The sequence below is a fragment of the Paenibacillus sp. FSL R10-2778 genome (genome assembly GCF_038593035.1).
GTDB classification, from domain to species: Bacteria; Bacillota; Bacilli; order Paenibacillales; family Paenibacillaceae; genus Paenibacillus_AQ; species Paenibacillus_AQ odorifer.
The window spans coordinates 1-16907 of sequence record NZ_CP151956.1 but is presented as its reverse complement, the minus strand read 5'-3'; the positions used below and the strand labels follow the sequence as shown (position 1 = coordinate 16907).

Here is a 16907-nt window from a genome sequence, read left to right as displayed (position 1 = left end):
GTCGATTACTCAACAGTGGTCTTGCGTGCTTGGCAACGTCCTACTCTCCCAGGACCCTTCGGTCCAAGTACCATCGGCGCTGGAGGGCTTAACGGTCGTGTTCGGGATGGGTACGCGTGGAACCCCTCCGCTATCGCCACCAAACATACATCTGTGAAACAGACGCTGCCCGTGAAATTCGGTTCTTCACCAGAAGTGAGAATGAATTTCTAAGCGTGTTACAGGCTTGATGCCTGAAAACTGAATCCGAAACGAATCTGCATTCTACATATAGGATAAGCCCTCGACCGATTAGTATTGGTCAGCTCCATGCATTGCTGCACTTCCACCTCCAACCTATCTACCTCGTCGTCTTCAAGGGGTCTTACTAATTGGGAAATCTCATCTTGAGGGGGGCTTCACGCTTAGATGCTTTCAGCGCTTATCCCGTCCGTACGTAGCTACCCAGCCATGCTCCTGGCGGAACAACTGGTGCACCAGCGGTACGTCCATCCCGGTCCTCTCGTACTAAGGACAGCTCCTCTCAAATTTCCTGCGCCCACGACAGATAGGGACCGAACTGTCTCACGACGTTCTGAACCCAGCTCGCGTACCGCTTTAATGGGCGAACAGCCCAACCCTTGGGACCTACTTCAGCCCCAGGATGCGATGAGCCGACATCGAGGTGCCAAACCTCCCCGTCGATGTGGACTCTTGGGGGAGATAAGCCTGTTATCCCCAGGGTAGCTTTTATCCGTTGAGCGATGGCCCTTCCATGCGGTACCACCGGATCACTAAGTCCGACTTTCGTCCCTGCTCGACTTGTAGGTCTCGCAGTCAAGCTCCCTTATGCCTTTGCACTCTGCGAATGATTTCCAACCATTCTGAGGGAACCTTGGAACGCCTCCGTTACTCTTTAGGAGGCGACCGCCCCAGTCAAACTGCCCGCCTGACACGGTCCCCGTACCCGGTAAGGGTACTAGGTTAGAACCTAGATACGATCAGGGTGGTATCCCAACGGCGCCTCCACCGAAGCTTGCGCTCCGATTTCTACGGCTCCCACCTATCCTGTACAGATCGTACCCAAATTCAATATCAAGCTGCAGTAAAGCTCCATGGGGTCTTTCCGTCTTGTCGCGGGTAACCTGCATCTTCACAGGTATTAAAATTTCACCGGATCTCTCGTTGAGACAGCGCCCAAGTCGTTACGCCATTCGTGCGGGTCAGAATTTACCTGACAAGGAATTTCGCTACCTTAGGACCGTTATAGTTACGGCCGCCGTTTACTGGGGCTTCGGTTCATAGCTTCGGGTTACCCCTAACCACTCCCCTTAACCTTCCAGCACCGGGCAGGCGTCAGCCCGTATACTTCGCCTTGCGGCTTCGCACAGACCTGTGTTTTTGCTAAACAGTCGCTTGGGCCTTTTCACTGCGGCCCCCTCGTGCTATTCACACTACCGGGGCACCCCTTCTCCCGAAGTTACGGGGTCATTTTGCCGAGTTCCTTAACGAGAGTTCTTCCGCGCGCCTTAGAATTCTCTTCTCGCCTACCTGTGTCGGTTTGCGGTACGGGCACCTTCTCCTGGCTAGAGGCTTTTCTTGGCAGTGTGAGATCATGACCTTCGCTACTACAATTTTCGCTCCCCATCACAGCCCAGCCTTAATGATGTGCGGATTTGCCTACACATCAGCCTCACTGCTTAGACGGACATCCATCAGTCCGCGTCACTACCCTCCTGCGTCACCCCATCGCTCATAGCGGATTACGGTGGTACAGTAATTTCAAACTGTTGTCCTTCGACTACGCCTTTCGGCCTCGCCTTAGGTCCCGACTTACCCTGAGCGGACGAGCCTTCCTCAGGAAACCTTGGGCTTTCGGCGGATCAGATTCTCACTGATCTTTTCGTTACTCATACCGGCATTCTCACTTGTGTAGTGTCCAGCGCTCTTTTCAGTACACCTTCAACCCCTACACAACGCTCCCCTACCCCAGATGCAAAGCATCTAGCCATAGCTTCGGTGGTGTGTTTAGCCCCGTTACATTTTCGGCGCAGAGTCACTCGACCAGTGAGCTATTACGCACTCTTTCAATGGTGGCTGCTTCTAAGCCAACATCCTGGTTGTCTGTGCAACTCCACATCCTTTCCCACTTAACACACACTTGGGGACCTTAGCTGATGGTCTGGGCTGTTTCCCTTTTGACAATGGATCTTAGCACTCACTGTCTGACTCCCGGCAATAAGTATATGGCATTCGGAGTTTGACTGAGCTTGGTAATCCTTGCGGACCCCGCACCCAATCAGTGCTCTACCTCCACTACTCTTATACCGAGGCTAGCCCTAAAGCTATTTCGGGGAGAACCAGCTATCTCCGAGTTCGATTGGAATTTCTCCGCTACCCCCACCTCATCCCCGCACTTTTCAACGTACGTGGGTTCGGGCCTCCAGTGCGTGTTACCGCACCTTCACCCTGGACAGGGGTAGATCACACGGTTTCGGGTCTACGTCCACATACTCAATCGCCCTATTCAGACTCGCTTTCGCTGCGGCTCCACCTTCTCGGCTTAACCTTGCATGTTAAACGTAACTCGCCGGTTCATTCTACAAAAGGCACGCCATCACCCATTAATAGGGCTCTGACTTTTTGTAAGCACACGGTTTCAGGTTCTATTTCACTCCCCTTCCGGGGTGCTTTTCACCTTTCCCTCACGGTACTGTTTCACTATCGGTCGCCAGGTAGTATTTAGCCTTAGCAGATGGTCCTGCTGGATTCATACGGGGTTTCACGTGCCCCGCACTACTCGGGATCCGTCTCGGAGAGAATACAGTTTAGGTTACAGGGCTTTTACCTCTATCGCGGGCCTTTCCAGACCTCTTCACCTACCATATTCCTTTGTAACTCCATGTGAGACGTCCCACAACCCCTAAGAGCAAGCTCTTAGGTTTAGGCTGTTCCGCGTTCGCTCGCCGCTACTGACGGAATCACTATTGTTTTCTCTTCCTCAGGGTACTTAGATGTTTCAGTTCCCCTGGTCTGCCTCTACACACCCTATGTATTCAGGTATGAGTAACTGCGAATTACCACAGCTGGGTTTCCCCATTCGGACACCCCCGGATCAAAGCTTGCTTACAGCTCCCCGAGGCAGTTTCGTTGTTCGCCACGTCCTTCGTCGGCTCCTGGCGCCTAGGCATCCTCCGTGTGCTCTTATTAGCTTAACCTTGATTCTTCCGAAGAAAAATCTCACTAATAACATTTACTTGTTTGCACAAGTTGCTAAAAGATGTTCTAAAACGCAAATTCGTTTCGGTATCCAGTTTTCAAGGATCAAGTCTTACTTGAGAGCTTAAACTCTCAAAACTGAGCAACGAGTGAGTAACAGGCCTAAACCTGAGTTTTGGAAGCTTAGCTTCCGATTTGAATGTCCTCATTGCAGAGAACGATTCTCCATAGAAAGGAGGTGATCCAGCCGCACCTTCCGATACGGCTACCTTGTTACGACTTCACCCCAATCATCTACCCCACCTTCGGCGGCTGGCTCCCTTGCGGGTTACCCCACCGACTTCGGGTGTTGTAAACTCTCGTGGTGTGACGGGCGGTGTGTACAAGACCCGGGAACGTATTCACCGCGGCATGCTGATCCGCGATTACTAGCAATTCCGACTTCATGCAGGCGAGTTGCAGCCTGCAATCCGAACTGAGACCGGCTTTGATGGGATTGGCTCCACCTCGCGGCTTCGCTTCCCGTTGTACCGGCCATTGTAGTACGTGTGTAGCCCAGGTCATAAGGGGCATGATGATTTGACGTCATCCCCACCTTCCTCCGGTTTGTCACCGGCAGTCACTCTAGAGTGCCCAGCATTACCTGCTGGCAACTAAAGTTAAGGGTTGCGCTCGTTGCGGGACTTAACCCAACATCTCACGACACGAGCTGACGACAACCATGCACCACCTGTCTCCTCTGTCCCGAAGGCCGCTGCTATCTCTAGCAGATTCAGAGGGATGTCAAGACCTGGTAAGGTTCTTCGCGTTGCTTCGAATTAAACCACATACTCCACTGCTTGTGCGGGTCCCCGTCAATTCCTTTGAGTTTCAGTCTTGCGACCGTACTCCCCAGGCGGAGTGCTTACTGTGTTAACTTCGGCACCAAGGGTATCGAAACCCCTAACACCTAGCACTCATCGTTTACGGCGTGGACTACCAGGGTATCTAATCCTGTTTGCTCCCCACGCTTTCGCGCCTCAGCGTCAGTTACAGCCCAGAAAGTCGCCTTCGCCACTGGTGTTCCTCCACATATCTACGCATTTCACCGCTACACGTGGAATTCCACTTTCCTCTTCTGTACTCAAGCCACCCAGTTTCCAGTGCGACCTCAGGTTGAGCCCAAGGTTTAAACACCAGACTTAAATAGCCGCCTGCGCGCGCTTTACGCCCAATAATTCCGGACAACGCTTGCCCCCTACGTATTACCGCGGCTGCTGGCACGTAGTTAGCCGGGGCTTTCTTCTCAGGTACCGTCACTCCGGTAGCAGTTACTCTACCGGACGTTCTTCCCTGGCAACAGAGCTTTACGATCCGAAAACCTTCATCACTCACGCGGCGTTGCTCCGTCAGGCTTTCGCCCATTGCGGAAGATTCCCTACTGCTGCCTCCCGTAGGAGTCTGGGCCGTGTCTCAGTCCCAGTGTGGCCGTTCACCCTCTCAGGTCGGCTACGCATCGTCGCCTTGGTGGGCCGTTACCCCACCAACTAGCTAATGCGCCGCAGGCCCATCCCTCAGTGACAGATTGCTCCGTCTTTCATTCTTCTCTCAGGAGAAAAAAGAAATTATCCGGTATTAGCTACCGTTTCCGGTAGTTATCCCAGTCTGAAGGGCAGGTTGCCTACGTGTTACTCACCCGTCCGCCGCTAAGTCATTTTGAAAGCAAGCTTTCAAAATGACTCCGCTCGACTTGCATGTATTAGGCACGCCGCCAGCGTTCGTCCTGAGCCAGGATCAAACTCTCCAATTAGTATTGAAAAGAGCGATATGCTCATTTTGAAACATCTGACGAGAAAATTAATTCTCTAATTTTGGATTTCACTTACGTGATTTCCTACTCACTCGTTGTTCAGTTTTCAAAGATCAAGTTCTCGTTGGCGCCGTTTAATGTCTCAGCAGCAACTCTTATACTATATCATGTTCGGCTATTTAATGTCAAGCTCTTTTTTAACTTCTTTTTCGAGCTCGGCATGTGTACTTCTTGGCCGGACTTAGAATATATCATGTATGGAGATGCATTGCAAGAGTTTTTTTGAAATATAATAGATAAATGAGAGACTGTGCTGCCAAAAGCCTCAATACTGCAATATATAATGGCTAGCACAGCCTTATTCCTTTGTACCTACGCCCTAAGCAATGATTTCTTGAATATACAATTCACGTTCCAACATCAAGTTAACTATTGTTTCCTCTATCTTAACCATCGGACGTGTAGGGTTTGCGCGATCAGTGAAGATAATCTCCCCATGACGGCCATCACTTAATTTGATTCTAGTGCCATTAAAGAGATCAGTACTCTTCTGTATAAACGTCTGCACAATCACTGGATCAAGCTTACCGAAGCTTTCTGTCAGAATCTGCTCTAGTACCAAATAAGGAGACTGTGCTCTTCTGTAGGCTCTTTCTAAGGTCATAGCATGGAATATATCTGCTACTGCGACTACTTTAGCGTAGAAATGAATCTGACTGCCGTCCAGCTTCAATGGATAACCAGAGCCATCAATCTTCTCATGATGCTGCAAGGCGGCAAGTCTTACCCCTTCATTAATCGCTGTAACATTGCGTAATAATTGATAACCATATGTAGTGTGTCGGCGAACCTCTTCTATTTCACTATTGTTAAGTGACTCCGGTTTCTGTAAAAGTGAGCTGTCTACTTTAGCATTACCGATATCATGTAATAATCCTGCAAAAGCAATCTGCATCCAATCCTTTTGTGGGTACCCACACCACTGAGCGATTTTATAGGAGGTCAACGCGGACAACACAGCATTGTGATAGTTGTAATCCTCATATTTTAAAGTGCGCGGTGTAAACTTCAAGACATGATAATCCTTCAAATAACCTATTAATGTCTCTAACTGACTGCGAAGCTCAAAAATAGGAAGTGAAGCTGCCGTTACCGATCGATAGCTGTTCTTAATAAGAGTGAGCATTTTATCGTATTCATCATGTAGAGGAGAATTAGTCTTGGCCAACATCGATTCGTTGATAATGGCTCCAGCTTTAGGGGAAGCTTGCTTAGCTGTTGTTTTGGCTCCATCCGAACTCGCCTCACCTTGGTCACCTTCGATTTCCACTTGCCCAATCAAAAAAGCCTGTAAAATATCTAGATCACGAGGGAGCAATATTTTTCCCTTAGTGAATAAAGTCCCCCCTAAAGGTGTAATTACATCCTTTATTATCTTTGAGCCTGCTTTAACTTCTCCAACCAATATATTTGGCATATACTCAGCCCCTTAATTTCTATAAGCCGTACACCCAGCATTACCTCACATTGATAAGACAGATAATTTCTGAGAAATTAGTACTTTATAGGATTCTATTGGCTAATTATAGTACGGATAAATGGAAGACACTAGTGCAGTGAAAACTATTCTTTCAAAATATTTATTTTATTTTTTGAAGCATCGGTCATTCAAAAAGCAACAAAAAGAGCAAGAACTTCTGTAATAGAAGCCCTTGCTCTTTTTTAAAATCAACCTATTCTAAGTCAGTGTCTTCGTCCTCAGTCAGGATCTCAGGCTGATCAATATCGCCAGATTCCTCGACTGTATCTTGCCCTTCCAAGCCTTCCAGACCTTCCACTTCCTCAGATTCATCCTCTTCGTTCTTGTCAGCTCTACATAGAGTAGCTACTGCGTCATCCTCACGGATGTTAATCAGCTTAACCCCTTGAGCATAACGGCCCATAGTAGAAATTCCATCCATGCTGGTACGAATCAGGGTACCGCTAGTCGTAATGATCATTAAGTCTTCATCCTTCTTAACGACCTTAAGACCCACTACAGGACCATTCTTATCGGTGAGATTAATGGTCTTGATCCCTTTACCGCCACGAGTCTGGGAACGATAATCACCGGCTGGTGTCCGTTTACCATAGCCCTTGGTAGTAACAATCAGAACCTCAAGCTCCTTATCGACACAGTCCATACCAATGACATGGTCATTACCGTCAAGCGTAATGCCCTTAACGCCAGTCGCGCTACGTCCCATAGAACGCACATCATTCTCTGAGAACGTAATCGACATTCCGCGAGCTGTACCGATAATGAGATTTTGCTGTCCATCAGTCAGCTTAACCTCGATTAGGGAATCTTCTTCACGAAGATTAATAGCAATAAGACCGCCTTTACGGATGTTGTTATAATCCCCAAGAGGCGTCTTCTTCACGATACCCTCGCGGGTAGCAAAGAATAAATATTTGTCGCTATCGCCATCTTCCACTTGGATTACCGCACTAATCTTCTCACCTTGTTCGATTTGAATCAGGTTGATGATTGGCGTCCCCCGGGCTGTACGGCCCAATTCTGGGATCTCATAAGCTTTAATCCGGTAAACTTTACCCTTATCGGTAAAGAACATCAGATAGTTATGAGAGTTACTCACGAAGAGATGCTCCACGAAATCCTGGTCCTTGGTGTCCATCCCCATGACTCCGCGACCTCCGCGCTTCTGACTGCGGTAGGTGCTGACAGGTAGACGTTTGATATATCCTGTATGTGTAATAGTGATAACAACCTCTTCACGTGGAATAAGGTCTTCATCCAGGATACTTTCTTCACCAACCGTAATCTCTGTCCGGCGTTCATCAGAATATCTATCGCGGATATCCTGCAGCTCGTTGCTGATGATTTCCAGTACAAGATGCTCGTTAGCCAGAATTTCACGGTACTCTGCAATTTTAACGATCAATTCGTTATATTCATTCTCGATCTTTTCCCGTTCCAGACCGGTCAGACGTTGCATCCGCATATCGAGGATAGCCTGAGCCTGCTCTAAACTGAGGCTAAAGGTGCTCATTAATCCTTCGCGGGCTATATCAGTTGTCCGTGAAGCACGGATTAACGCAATCACTTCATCCAGATGATCAAGCGCAATGCGCAGACCTTCTAAGATATGAGCGCGTGCTTCAGCTTTTTTAAGATCAAATATAGTACGACGACGAATAACTTCAATCTGGTGCTGCAAATAATGATAAAGTACATCACGCAGATTAAGAATTTTCGGCTCGTTATTTACGATGGCAAGCATGTTGATCCCAAATGTGGATTGCATAGAAGTATGTTTATATAGATTGTTTAATACTACATTTGGATTAACATCGCGTCTCATCTCAACAACTACACGCATACCGTTACGGTCAGACTCATCTCGAAGATCCGTTATACCTTCGATCCGTTTCTCACGTACTAATTCTGCGATTTTTTCAACCAATCTTGCTTTGTTAACCTGGTATGGAAGCTCATGCACAATGATGCGAGCCTTGCCGTTGTTCTCTTCGATCGTTGCCTTCGCACGCATGGTTACTGAACCACGCCCCGTACGATAAGCCTGACGAATGCCCTCACGACCCAAAATATATCCAGCCGTAGGGAAATCCGGACCTTGGATAAACTCCATCAATTCCATTGGCGTGATATCAGGATTCTTAATCATCGCCTGCACACCATCGATAACTTCACCAAGGTTATGCGGTGGAATATTAGTAGCCATACCTACAGCAATACCAGATACCCCATTTACGAGCAGATTCGGATAACGGGCTGGCAATACAACCGGCTCATTCTCTTCACCATCATAGTTGGGTGCGAAGTCAACTGTCTCTTTGTTCAAATCACGAAGCATTTCGCCTGCAATCTTGGAGAGACGGGCTTCTGTGTACCGCATCGCCGCGGCCATATCACCATCGATCGAACCAAAGTTCCCGTGACCGTCTACAAGCATATAGCGCATCGAGAAATCCTGAGCCATCCGTACCATTGTTTCATAGACAGCTGAGTCACCGTGAGGGTGGTACTTACCGATAACCTCACCGACGATTCTTGCAGATTTCTTATGAGGCTTATCCGCAGACATTCCAAGCTCCGACATCGCAAACAAAATGCGTCGGTGAACCGGCTTGAGTCCGTCCCGCACATCTGGCAAAGCCCGGCTAACAATGATGCTCATTGCGTAATCCATAAAGGATTCACGCATTTCCACGCCAATGTCCCGATCTTTGACTTGTGGGTTATTTTGTTCAGCCATGAGTTGCTGGACCTCCTTCAGTTAAAAAACCGCTACCCTTAATTATATTACTTTCACAAAAGTAGCACAATTAAACATGATAGCCTTTTATCTTCTAATATTGATTTCTTTTTGCGCTTATCAGGGTATTTGCCCTTTCCGCAAATATCTTTACTACATAGACTGTAAAGACAAGAAACACGGTTTTATTATCCTAATATCGTTCGATAAGGCATAACCCCATATCCTTATATTATACCATTGTTTAGGTAGCTTGTCCTGATTTTCAGCTGTCAAAGATTATGCTGCCACTGCATTTTTTACAACAAGGAACCCAAAGGACCTATTCCTGCACAAAACTCATAAGGAGGAAGATAATGAAGATTCAACGCGTCCCAAGCAAATGGGCTAAAACGAAAGTCATCCTTCAAAATCACTCTCTATTGCAATATGTGCCTGATACCCGTAAATTCGATGTCAATGCTCTTAAGGAGATGCTTGCGTTATATACAATGGTCTATATTAAGCCAGATCGAGGAAGTTATGGTATCGGTGTAATGAGAGCTGAGCAGCGTACTGTAACTCTTAGCACTAGCAAACAGAAAGCTGAACACGGTACCGACCTCGATAACGTTAATAAAGAAGAGCCCGAAGAACAGATCTTGTATATTTTAAGATATGGGAAGACTGCAGAAGTGTTTTTCTCACCAGAAGAGCTGTATGAGAACTTACAGAAACGAATTCAGAATCGAACCTATTTGATTCAAAAAGGGATTGACCTTCTGCGTCATCAAGACCGCCCTTTTGATCTTCGGGTTCTTACCCAAAAGACACCATCAGGAGTATGGGAAACAACAGGAATGCTTGGAAGAGTAGCTGCCCCTCAAAAAATCGTCACCAATTATCACAGTGGAGGCAGTATCCTTTCCGTAAGTACTCTACTAAAAAATTATATGCCGCCCTCTGAAGTCCTAGTTACGATCAATCACTTAAAAGCATTGGGTATACAAATCGCGGCACAGCTTCAATCTGCCTATCCGGGAATCAAAGAGATTGGTCTGGATATTGCCATGGATCAACATCTGGATATGTGGCTGCTGGAAGTCAACACTCTTCCGTCCATTGCTGTATTCAAATTATTTCCTGATAAATCAATCTATCGTAAAATACATCGCTATGCCGTAGCCTATGGACGTGTAAAAGCAAGAAAATCCCCTTATTCGACCCGCAATAAACAATCCACAAGAGCCTAAAAAAAGCTTGAAATCAAAGAACCTCCAGCGTTCTCATTCCGTTAGGAATAGAAGCCGGAGGTTGTATTAAATATTGTTCTTACACATCAAGGTATCTAACGTTCTTGGCATGCTCATGGATAAAGTCACGTCTTGGTTCAACATTGTCACCCATAAGTGTATCAAAAATACTATCTGCCAGCATCGCATCTTCAATCGTAACCTGGAGCATCATACGGGTCTCAGGGTCCATCGTTGTGTCCCAAAGTTGGGTTGCATTCATCTCTCCCAAACCTTTGTAACGTTGGACGTTAACCTTAGCATTTTCTCCAAAAGAAGCGATAATATCATCGCGTTCCTTCTCGCTGCCTGCGTAGCGGATAACCTTATTGCGCTCAATCTTAAAGAGAGGAGGCTGTGCAATATAGATATAACCCGCGTCTACTAGCTTCCGCATGTAACGATAGAAGAACGTTAATAATAGCGTTCTAATATGGGCTCCATCGACGTCGGCATCGGTCATAATAACGACTTTATGGTAGCGAGCCTTCGATAAGTCAAAGTCATCGCTGATCCCTGTGCCCAAAGCCGTAATGATGGCGCGGATCTCCGCGTTAGATAAAATACGGTCAAGGCGAGCTTTTTCAACGTTTAGGATCTTACCACGCAACGGTAGAATCGCTTGGAAATGGCGATCCCGTCCTTGCTTAGCCGATCCACCCGCTGAGTCACCTTCGACGATGTATAGTTCGCTGATCGAGGCATCCTTGGATGAACAGTCGGCGAGTTTACCAGGCAGAGCACTGACTTCAAGCGCACTCTTCCGACGGGTTAACTCACGTGCCTTACGAGCAGCTTCTCGCGCGCGTGAAGCGGAAAGTGACTTTTCAAGAACGCGACGTGATACTGCTGGGTTTTCTTCCAGGAACTCTTGTAATTTCTCTCCGAACAGTGATTCTACGATACCCCGCACTTCACTATTTCCGAGCTTAGTTTTCGTTTGACCTTCAAATTGTGGATCTGGAATTTTGACAGAAATAATGGCTGTCAATCCTTCACGCACGTCATCACCAGTCAGATTCGAATTGCTATCCTTCAGTACTCCCGCTTTACGAGCATAATCGTTGATGATACGGGTCAGCGCACTTTTAAAGCCGGATTCATGCGTTCCACCCTCATGCGTATTAATATTATTCGCAAAAGAGTAGATGTTCTCAGTATACGAATCGTTATATTGGAGAGCCACTTCAACTTGGATCATATCGCGTGAGCCTTCCACGTAGATCGGATCCTCATGTAGTGCTTCTTTTTTCTCATTCAAATATTTCACATATTCAACGATACCACCCTCGTATTTGAACACGTTGGTGACATCCGTCCGCTCATCATGAAGTGAAAGCTCGATTCCTTTGTTAAGAAAAGCCAGCTCCCGAATACGAGTAAGCAGTGTCGAATATTCAAAAACTGTGGTTTCCGTAAATATTTCAGGATCCGGATGAAAGGTTGTAGTCGTTCCTGTCTCATCTGAATCGCCAACGATTTTGATATCATACTGCGGTGCACCACGTCTATATTCCTGTTGGTAGATATGACCGTCACGTTTGACCTTAACAAGGACCTTTTCAGACAAGGCATTCACTACAGAGATACCCACGCCATGCAAACCACCGGAAACTTTATATCCGCCACCGCCGAATTTACCGCCTGCATGCAGCACGGTCATTACGACTTCAAGCGTCGACTTCTTAAGCTTTACATTCTCACCTACAGGTATGCCACGTCCATTATCGATAACAGTGATCGCGTTATCCTCATGTATAATCACTTGAATCCGGTCACAATAACCTGCGAGTGCCTCATCGATACTATTATCGACGACCTCCCATACCAAGTGATGGAGACCTTTAGAACTAGTCGAACCAATATACATGCCCGGACGTTTCCGAACCGCTTCCAGCCCTTCCAGTACCTGAATCTGGCTCTCATCATATGTCGGTTGATTCATTGACATGCCTTCACCTACTTCTTTCTGATTATCTCTTTGTTACCCAATGCAAGTTATATTTCGAGCAAAATTTTGGCTCTTTTTTTAAGAGTGGAGGAGGAAATGGGGGAGTAATACACGATATTTTTAGTTACGACAATAGATTTTGCTTCCTCTTCGCCAATCCGCTCAAGCTTCTTATCCTGCTCAGAGTGAATAACGAATTGCTTAGATACCTTGGAAGATTTCTCAATCGAAATATCAAATATAGCAATTAACTCCGAAGACCTAATGATCTTCTCCCCGCCCAAATGAATATACATGATCGTCCTCCGCTCTTTTATAACTCAACTTTTCCATCATGAACATGAAATAGGCTGGCGCCCTTTAATTTATCGGCATTCAGACCCTCAATTCCGGTAGCGGTAATGAATGTCTGTACCTTGCTTTGAAAGGTTTCAATAAGCTGGGTCTGGCGGTAAGGATCAAGCTCGGATAAAACATCATCAAGAAGCAGCACAGGATATTCTCCGATTTCCTCATGGATCAGCTCGATTTCCGCCAGCTTAAGCGATAAAGCCGTGGTACGCTGCTGTCCTTGAGAACCGTAGACCTGAGCTTCCCTTCCGTTGATAAAAAAGGACAGGTCATCCCGATGGGGACCCGTCAGCGTCATGCCGCGCCTGATTTCTTGTTCTCTCGTTTGTGATAACTTTAACATAAAATTGTCTAATAAGACAGCTTCATCTTCCTCATCCCGATCGCCGAAAGAGGGGACATAGAGCAATTTCAGTTCTTCTCCGCCGTTCGTAATCCCCCGGTGAATGCTTTCAGCCCATATTTGCAGCTTCTTTATGAATTGTTTCCTTTTTTTGACGATTTTAACACCATGCTCTACAAGTTGAGCATCCCAGATTTCCAGAAGCTCTTTCCCTGCAGCCTCTTTTCCCCATAATTGCTTTAAGAGATTACCTCTTTGCAAGAGAATTTTTTGATACTGCTGTAGGTGAAATAGATAACTAGGCTGGACTTGGCCGATCTCCATATCAAGAAAACGCCGTCTGATACCAGGGGTCCCTTTTACAATCTCTAAATCTTCCGGTGCAAACATGACCACATTCAGAGATCCAACAAACTCACTAAGGCGCCGCTGCTCCAAACCATTGATCTTGGCTTTTTTACCTTTGGCAGATAGGGTGAGCTCCAGCTTGAGATCGCCATACTTGCGTTCCACCTCGGCAACGATCTGAGCTGCATCTCCGGGGGCGTCGAAGGAGATAAGTTCGCGGTCCTTAGAGGTGCGGTGGCTTTTGGTCATCGCCAGGACGAACAATGCCTCCATGAGGTTTGTTTTGCCTTGGGCGTTCTGACCCAGAATCAGATTCACATCGCCCAGGCTCTCCAGACGCAGCAGCCCGTAATTCCGATAATGCTGCAGACCGATATTTTTAACAAACACGAAATGGTTCCTCCCCTAGCGTACTACTCTTTTACTCCTCCGCCTTCAACCTCAAAGGTACCGTTATCCTGCACTTCGATTTTGTCACCCGGATAAAGTTTTCTGCCGCGCCGTTCCTCTACCTCTCCGTTGACCAATACGTGACCTTCCTGCAATAAAGCTTTGGCCATTCCACCTGTGGATACACAATCTGCGAGTTTCAGAAATTGGTCCAGCTTAATGTATCCACTGTGGATAAGTATTTTTTTCATGGTTTTTATCCTTTCAGCCACTTATCCACATGTTCATGAATGTTGGCATTAATTTGTTGTACGGTAAGGCAAAATGATATACAAGCTATTGGTTTGGTCAAGTGGTTTCAAAATGATCGGACTCATCATCCCTGTAAATGCAATAACGAGCTGTTCACTCTCTATGACCTTTAATACATCAAGCATATATTTCGAGTTGAAAGATATTTTGAGAGGTTCACCTTTGAAATCGATGACTTCAAGTTCCTCGCGAACCTTACCCAGCTCTGATGAGCTTGAAGAAATTTCAATACCGCCTTGATCAAGCGTCTGCATACGAACAATATTTGTTTTTTCTTCCCGGGACAGCAAATAAGCACGATCAATCGATTCACTTAATTTTTTTGTATCTAAAGTTAGTTCTGTTTTGTAGGTTGTTGGAATAATTCTAGAAGTATCAGGATAAATCCCATCTAGGATCCGTGAATAAAACAGTACTTTGTCGATTTTGAAGAGAACTTGATTATCCGCAACGACAATATCAACCAGCATATTTTGGTCAGGGATAATTTTGCTGAGCTCATTAAGGGTTTTACCGGCAATAACAATATTTCCGAAATTGACATTTTCCGTGCCTTCAAGTTTAGCAGCTCTTGTTGCCAAGCGGTGACGGTCAGTCGCTGTAAACTTAAACTCATTGTCGCTCAGATTCCATAGTATACCCGTTAATATCGGAGTTGTCTCTTGGGTAGAAATAGAAAAGGCTGTTTGTTTAATCATATTTTTCAGCAAATCACCTGGTAGAGAGATCGTGTCATTCTCTTCAATGCTCGGTAACACTGGGAATTCTTCAGGGTCTAAACCTACCATCTGAATCTCAGTGGATCCGGAAGAAATGTACGTTTGGAATCCTTCTTTTACTTCCATGTGGATTTCTTTGGAGGGCAGCTTCTTAATAATCTCGACGAAAAATTTAGCGGGAAGGACAACACTTCCTGGCTGATCTATCTTCACGATGGTGTGGCTGTCATTCTCTGCTGGAATAAACGATTGAATAGAAATATCGGTATCACTTGCAGTTAATGTGACGCCTTGATGGCTAACTTCCAGTTTAATACCGGTCAAAATAGGGATTGTTGTTCTGCTGGATATAGCTTTGGATACGTGTTGAATGGATTCGTTGAGCTCATTTTTAAGAATGCTTATTTTCATGATTTCACTCCTAGCTGAAAAATTGGGAATTTCGATGGATTTGAGTCTGTTAATTACGCGTCTTTACATGATGAATTATTATAGTTATTTAATAGTATTAGTAGTAGGGGCGACGAATATGTGGATAACCCCACCAAACAGCATAAAATTAAGCCTACCCACATGTGTATAGATTGTGTATAGGCTCTTTGTTCCTCTTAGGAAGGATTTTTAATTTTCTCCGCAAGATTATTTACCACTTTGTACAACTCCTGATCGACCTTTAATGCCTGTGTAATTTTATCGTGCGCATGAATTACGGTCGTATGGTCACGTCCTCCGAAAGCCTCACCAATCTTAGGCAGCGAATAATCCGTTAGTTCACGGGATAGATACATTGCGATTTGACGTGGAAACGCTACGGCTTTGGTTCTTTTGCGTGCTTTGAAGTCTTCAAGGCGCAAATTGTAGTATTCTCCGACTTTTTGCTGAATATCAGCGATGGTGATCATCTTGGGACGACTGGAAGGAATAATATCCTTGAGCGCTTCAGCTGCCAAATGAGTGGTTACATCCTGGTTGGTAAGCGAAGAATAAGCAACTACCCGGATTAATGCACCCTCAAGCTCACGAATATTGGTGTCAATCTGGTTGGCAATATACATCATGGCCTCATTAGGGATATCAAGGTTCTCTGCCTTAGCCTTTTTGCGTAAAATCGCAATCCGGGTCTCCAGATCTGGTGGTTGAATATCCGTAATCAAGCCCCATTCGAACCGGGAACGCAGCCGTTCTTCCAGTGTGGGAATTTCCTTTGGTGGTCGGTCGCTGGAGATGATAATTTGCTTGCGTTCTTCGTGGAGCGCATTGAAAGTATGGAAAAACTCCTCCTGTGTAGACTCTTTTCCAGCGAGGAATTGAATGTCGTCGATAAGCAAAATGTCAACATTACGATACTTGTTACGGAAGCTTTCACCGCGGTTATCACGGATCGAATTGATAAATTCATTCGTGAATTTCTCAGACGAGATGTAAATTACCTTGTTATTTGGGTTATGTTCCAGGACATAGTGCCCAATTGCGTGCATCAAATGGGTTTTGCCCAGACCTACACCACCGTATAAAAACAAGGGATTGTATGCTTTGGCTGGTGCTTCGGCTACTGCCAGTGAGGCTGCATGCGCAAAGCGGTTCCCAGAGCCGATTACAAAGGTGTCAAAAGTGTACTTTGGATTGAGCAGATGCGTTTGTGCTTCTTCTCTTGATACTACGGGAGTCGGAGCGGATTGTTGAACCACAAGCTCAGGCGGCTTGCTTTCTTCAATCACGAATTTTACATCCACTTGTTTCCCTGTGACTTCGTAGACGGTTGCTCCTACCAGTTTGGTGTAACGACTTTCCAGCCATTCTACTGCAAACGTTGTAGGTGCCGAGATAATGAGAACCTGGGAGTTGAAGGTTATCGCTTTAGTAGCCTTAAACCAGGTATCAAAGCTCGGCTTGCTTAATTTGGTTTGAATAATCGATAAAATTTGCTGCCATAATTCGGAAGTATGGCTGTCCAC

General features: G+C 46.0%; 9 protein-coding genes and 3 rRNA genes. 1 reads left to right on the top strand and 11 read right to left on the bottom strand.

From position 1 onward, the window contains the following. Window positions 1–27: 27 nt before the first annotated feature. The 5 genes from rrf to gyrA form a co-directional block, all read right to left on the bottom strand. A 5S ribosomal RNA gene (gene rrf, locus NST40_RS00060) occupies window positions 28–144 on the bottom strand. Window positions 145–271: 127 nt separating this feature from the next. Continuing rightward, window positions 272–3197: ribosomal RNA gene (locus NST40_RS00055) — 23S ribosomal RNA — on the bottom strand. A gap of 232 nt (window positions 3198–3429) precedes the next feature. Beyond that, a 16S ribosomal RNA gene (locus NST40_RS00050) occupies window positions 3430–4987 on the bottom strand. The 16S, 23S and 5S rRNA genes sit together here, the layout of an rRNA operon. A 379-nt stretch (window positions 4988–5366) precedes the next feature. Further along, window positions 5367–6464, bottom strand: a complete 1098-nt coding sequence (locus NST40_RS00045) for an HD-GYP domain-containing protein (protein WP_076124333.1) — start codon at window positions 6462–6464, stop codon at window positions 5367–5369. 256 nt (window positions 6465–6720) lie between these two features. Then, entirely contained in the window at window positions 6721–9267 is a 2547-nt protein-coding gene (gene gyrA, locus NST40_RS00040; protein ID WP_341000881.1) for a DNA gyrase subunit A, read from the bottom strand. A 356-nt stretch (window positions 9268–9623) separates the two neighbouring features. Between gyrA and NST40_RS00035 the strand changes: the two genes are divergently transcribed. After that, a complete protein-coding gene (locus NST40_RS00035) occupies window positions 9624–10499 on the top strand; it encodes a YheC/YheD family protein (protein WP_076276332.1) in 876 nt (291 codons plus the stop codon). Window positions 10500–10578: 79 nt separating this feature from the next. On the opposite strand, the gene gyrB is transcribed toward NST40_RS00035, so the two are convergent. The 6 genes from gyrB to dnaA form a co-directional block, all read right to left on the bottom strand. Next, the gene (gene gyrB / locus NST40_RS00030; protein ID WP_036677726.1) at window positions 10579–12489 is read right to left on the bottom strand and encodes a DNA topoisomerase (ATP-hydrolyzing) subunit B; all 1911 of its coding nucleotides are present in this window, start codon (window positions 12487–12489) and stop codon (window positions 10579–10581) included. 47 nt (window positions 12490–12536) lie between these two features. Beyond that, the gene (locus NST40_RS00025) at window positions 12537–12785 is read right to left on the bottom strand and encodes an extracellular matrix/biofilm biosynthesis regulator RemA family protein (RefSeq protein WP_036677731.1); all 249 of its coding nucleotides are present in this window, start codon (window positions 12783–12785) and stop codon (window positions 12537–12539) included. Window positions 12786–12802: 17 nt separating this feature from the next. Further along, window positions 12803–13921, bottom strand: a complete 1119-nt coding sequence (gene recF, locus NST40_RS00020; RefSeq protein WP_036677733.1) for a DNA replication/repair protein RecF — start codon at window positions 13919–13921, stop codon at window positions 12803–12805. Between the two features lie 23 nt (window positions 13922–13944). Then, a complete protein-coding gene (gene yaaA, locus NST40_RS00015; protein ID WP_036677736.1) occupies window positions 13945–14172 on the bottom strand; it encodes a S4 domain-containing protein YaaA in 228 nt (75 codons plus the stop codon). A gap of 48 nt (window positions 14173–14220) precedes the next feature. After that, entirely contained in the window at window positions 14221–15363 is a 1143-nt protein-coding gene (gene dnaN, locus NST40_RS00010; RefSeq protein ID WP_036677739.1) for a DNA polymerase III subunit beta, read from the bottom strand. A gap of 197 nt (window positions 15364–15560) precedes the next feature. Beyond that, window positions 15561–16907, bottom strand: coding sequence for a chromosomal replication initiator protein DnaA (gene dnaA, locus NST40_RS00005; protein WP_036677741.1), 1347 nt, complete (start codon window positions 16905–16907; stop codon window positions 15561–15563).

What these genes read in the sequence shown, in the direction of transcription:
- NST40_RS00045 (WP_076124333.1), bottom strand. Translation starts at nt 6,464, where the DNA reads ATGCCAAATATATTGGTTGGAGAAGTTAAAGCAGGCTCAAAGATAATA.
- gyrA (WP_341000881.1), bottom strand. Translation starts at nt 9,267, where the DNA reads ATGGCTGAACAAAATAACCCACAAGTCAAAGATCGGGACATTGGCGTG.
- NST40_RS00035 (WP_076276332.1), top strand. Translation starts at nt 9,624, where the DNA reads ATGAAGATTCAACGCGTCCCAAGCAAATGGGCTAAAACGAAAGTCATC.
- gyrB (WP_036677726.1), bottom strand. Translation starts at nt 12,489, where the DNA reads ATGTCAATGAATCAACCGACATATGATGAGAGCCAGATTCAGGTACTG.
- NST40_RS00025 (WP_036677731.1), bottom strand. Translation starts at nt 12,785, where the DNA reads ATGTATATTCATTTGGGCGGGGAGAAGATCATTAGGTCTTCGGAGTTA.
- yaaA (WP_036677736.1), bottom strand. Translation starts at nt 14,172, where the DNA reads ATGAAAAAAATACTTATCCACAGTGGATACATTAAGCTGGACCAATTT.
- dnaN (WP_036677739.1), bottom strand. Translation starts at nt 15,363, where the DNA reads ATGAAAATAAGCATTCTTAAAAATGAGCTCAACGAATCCATTCAACAC.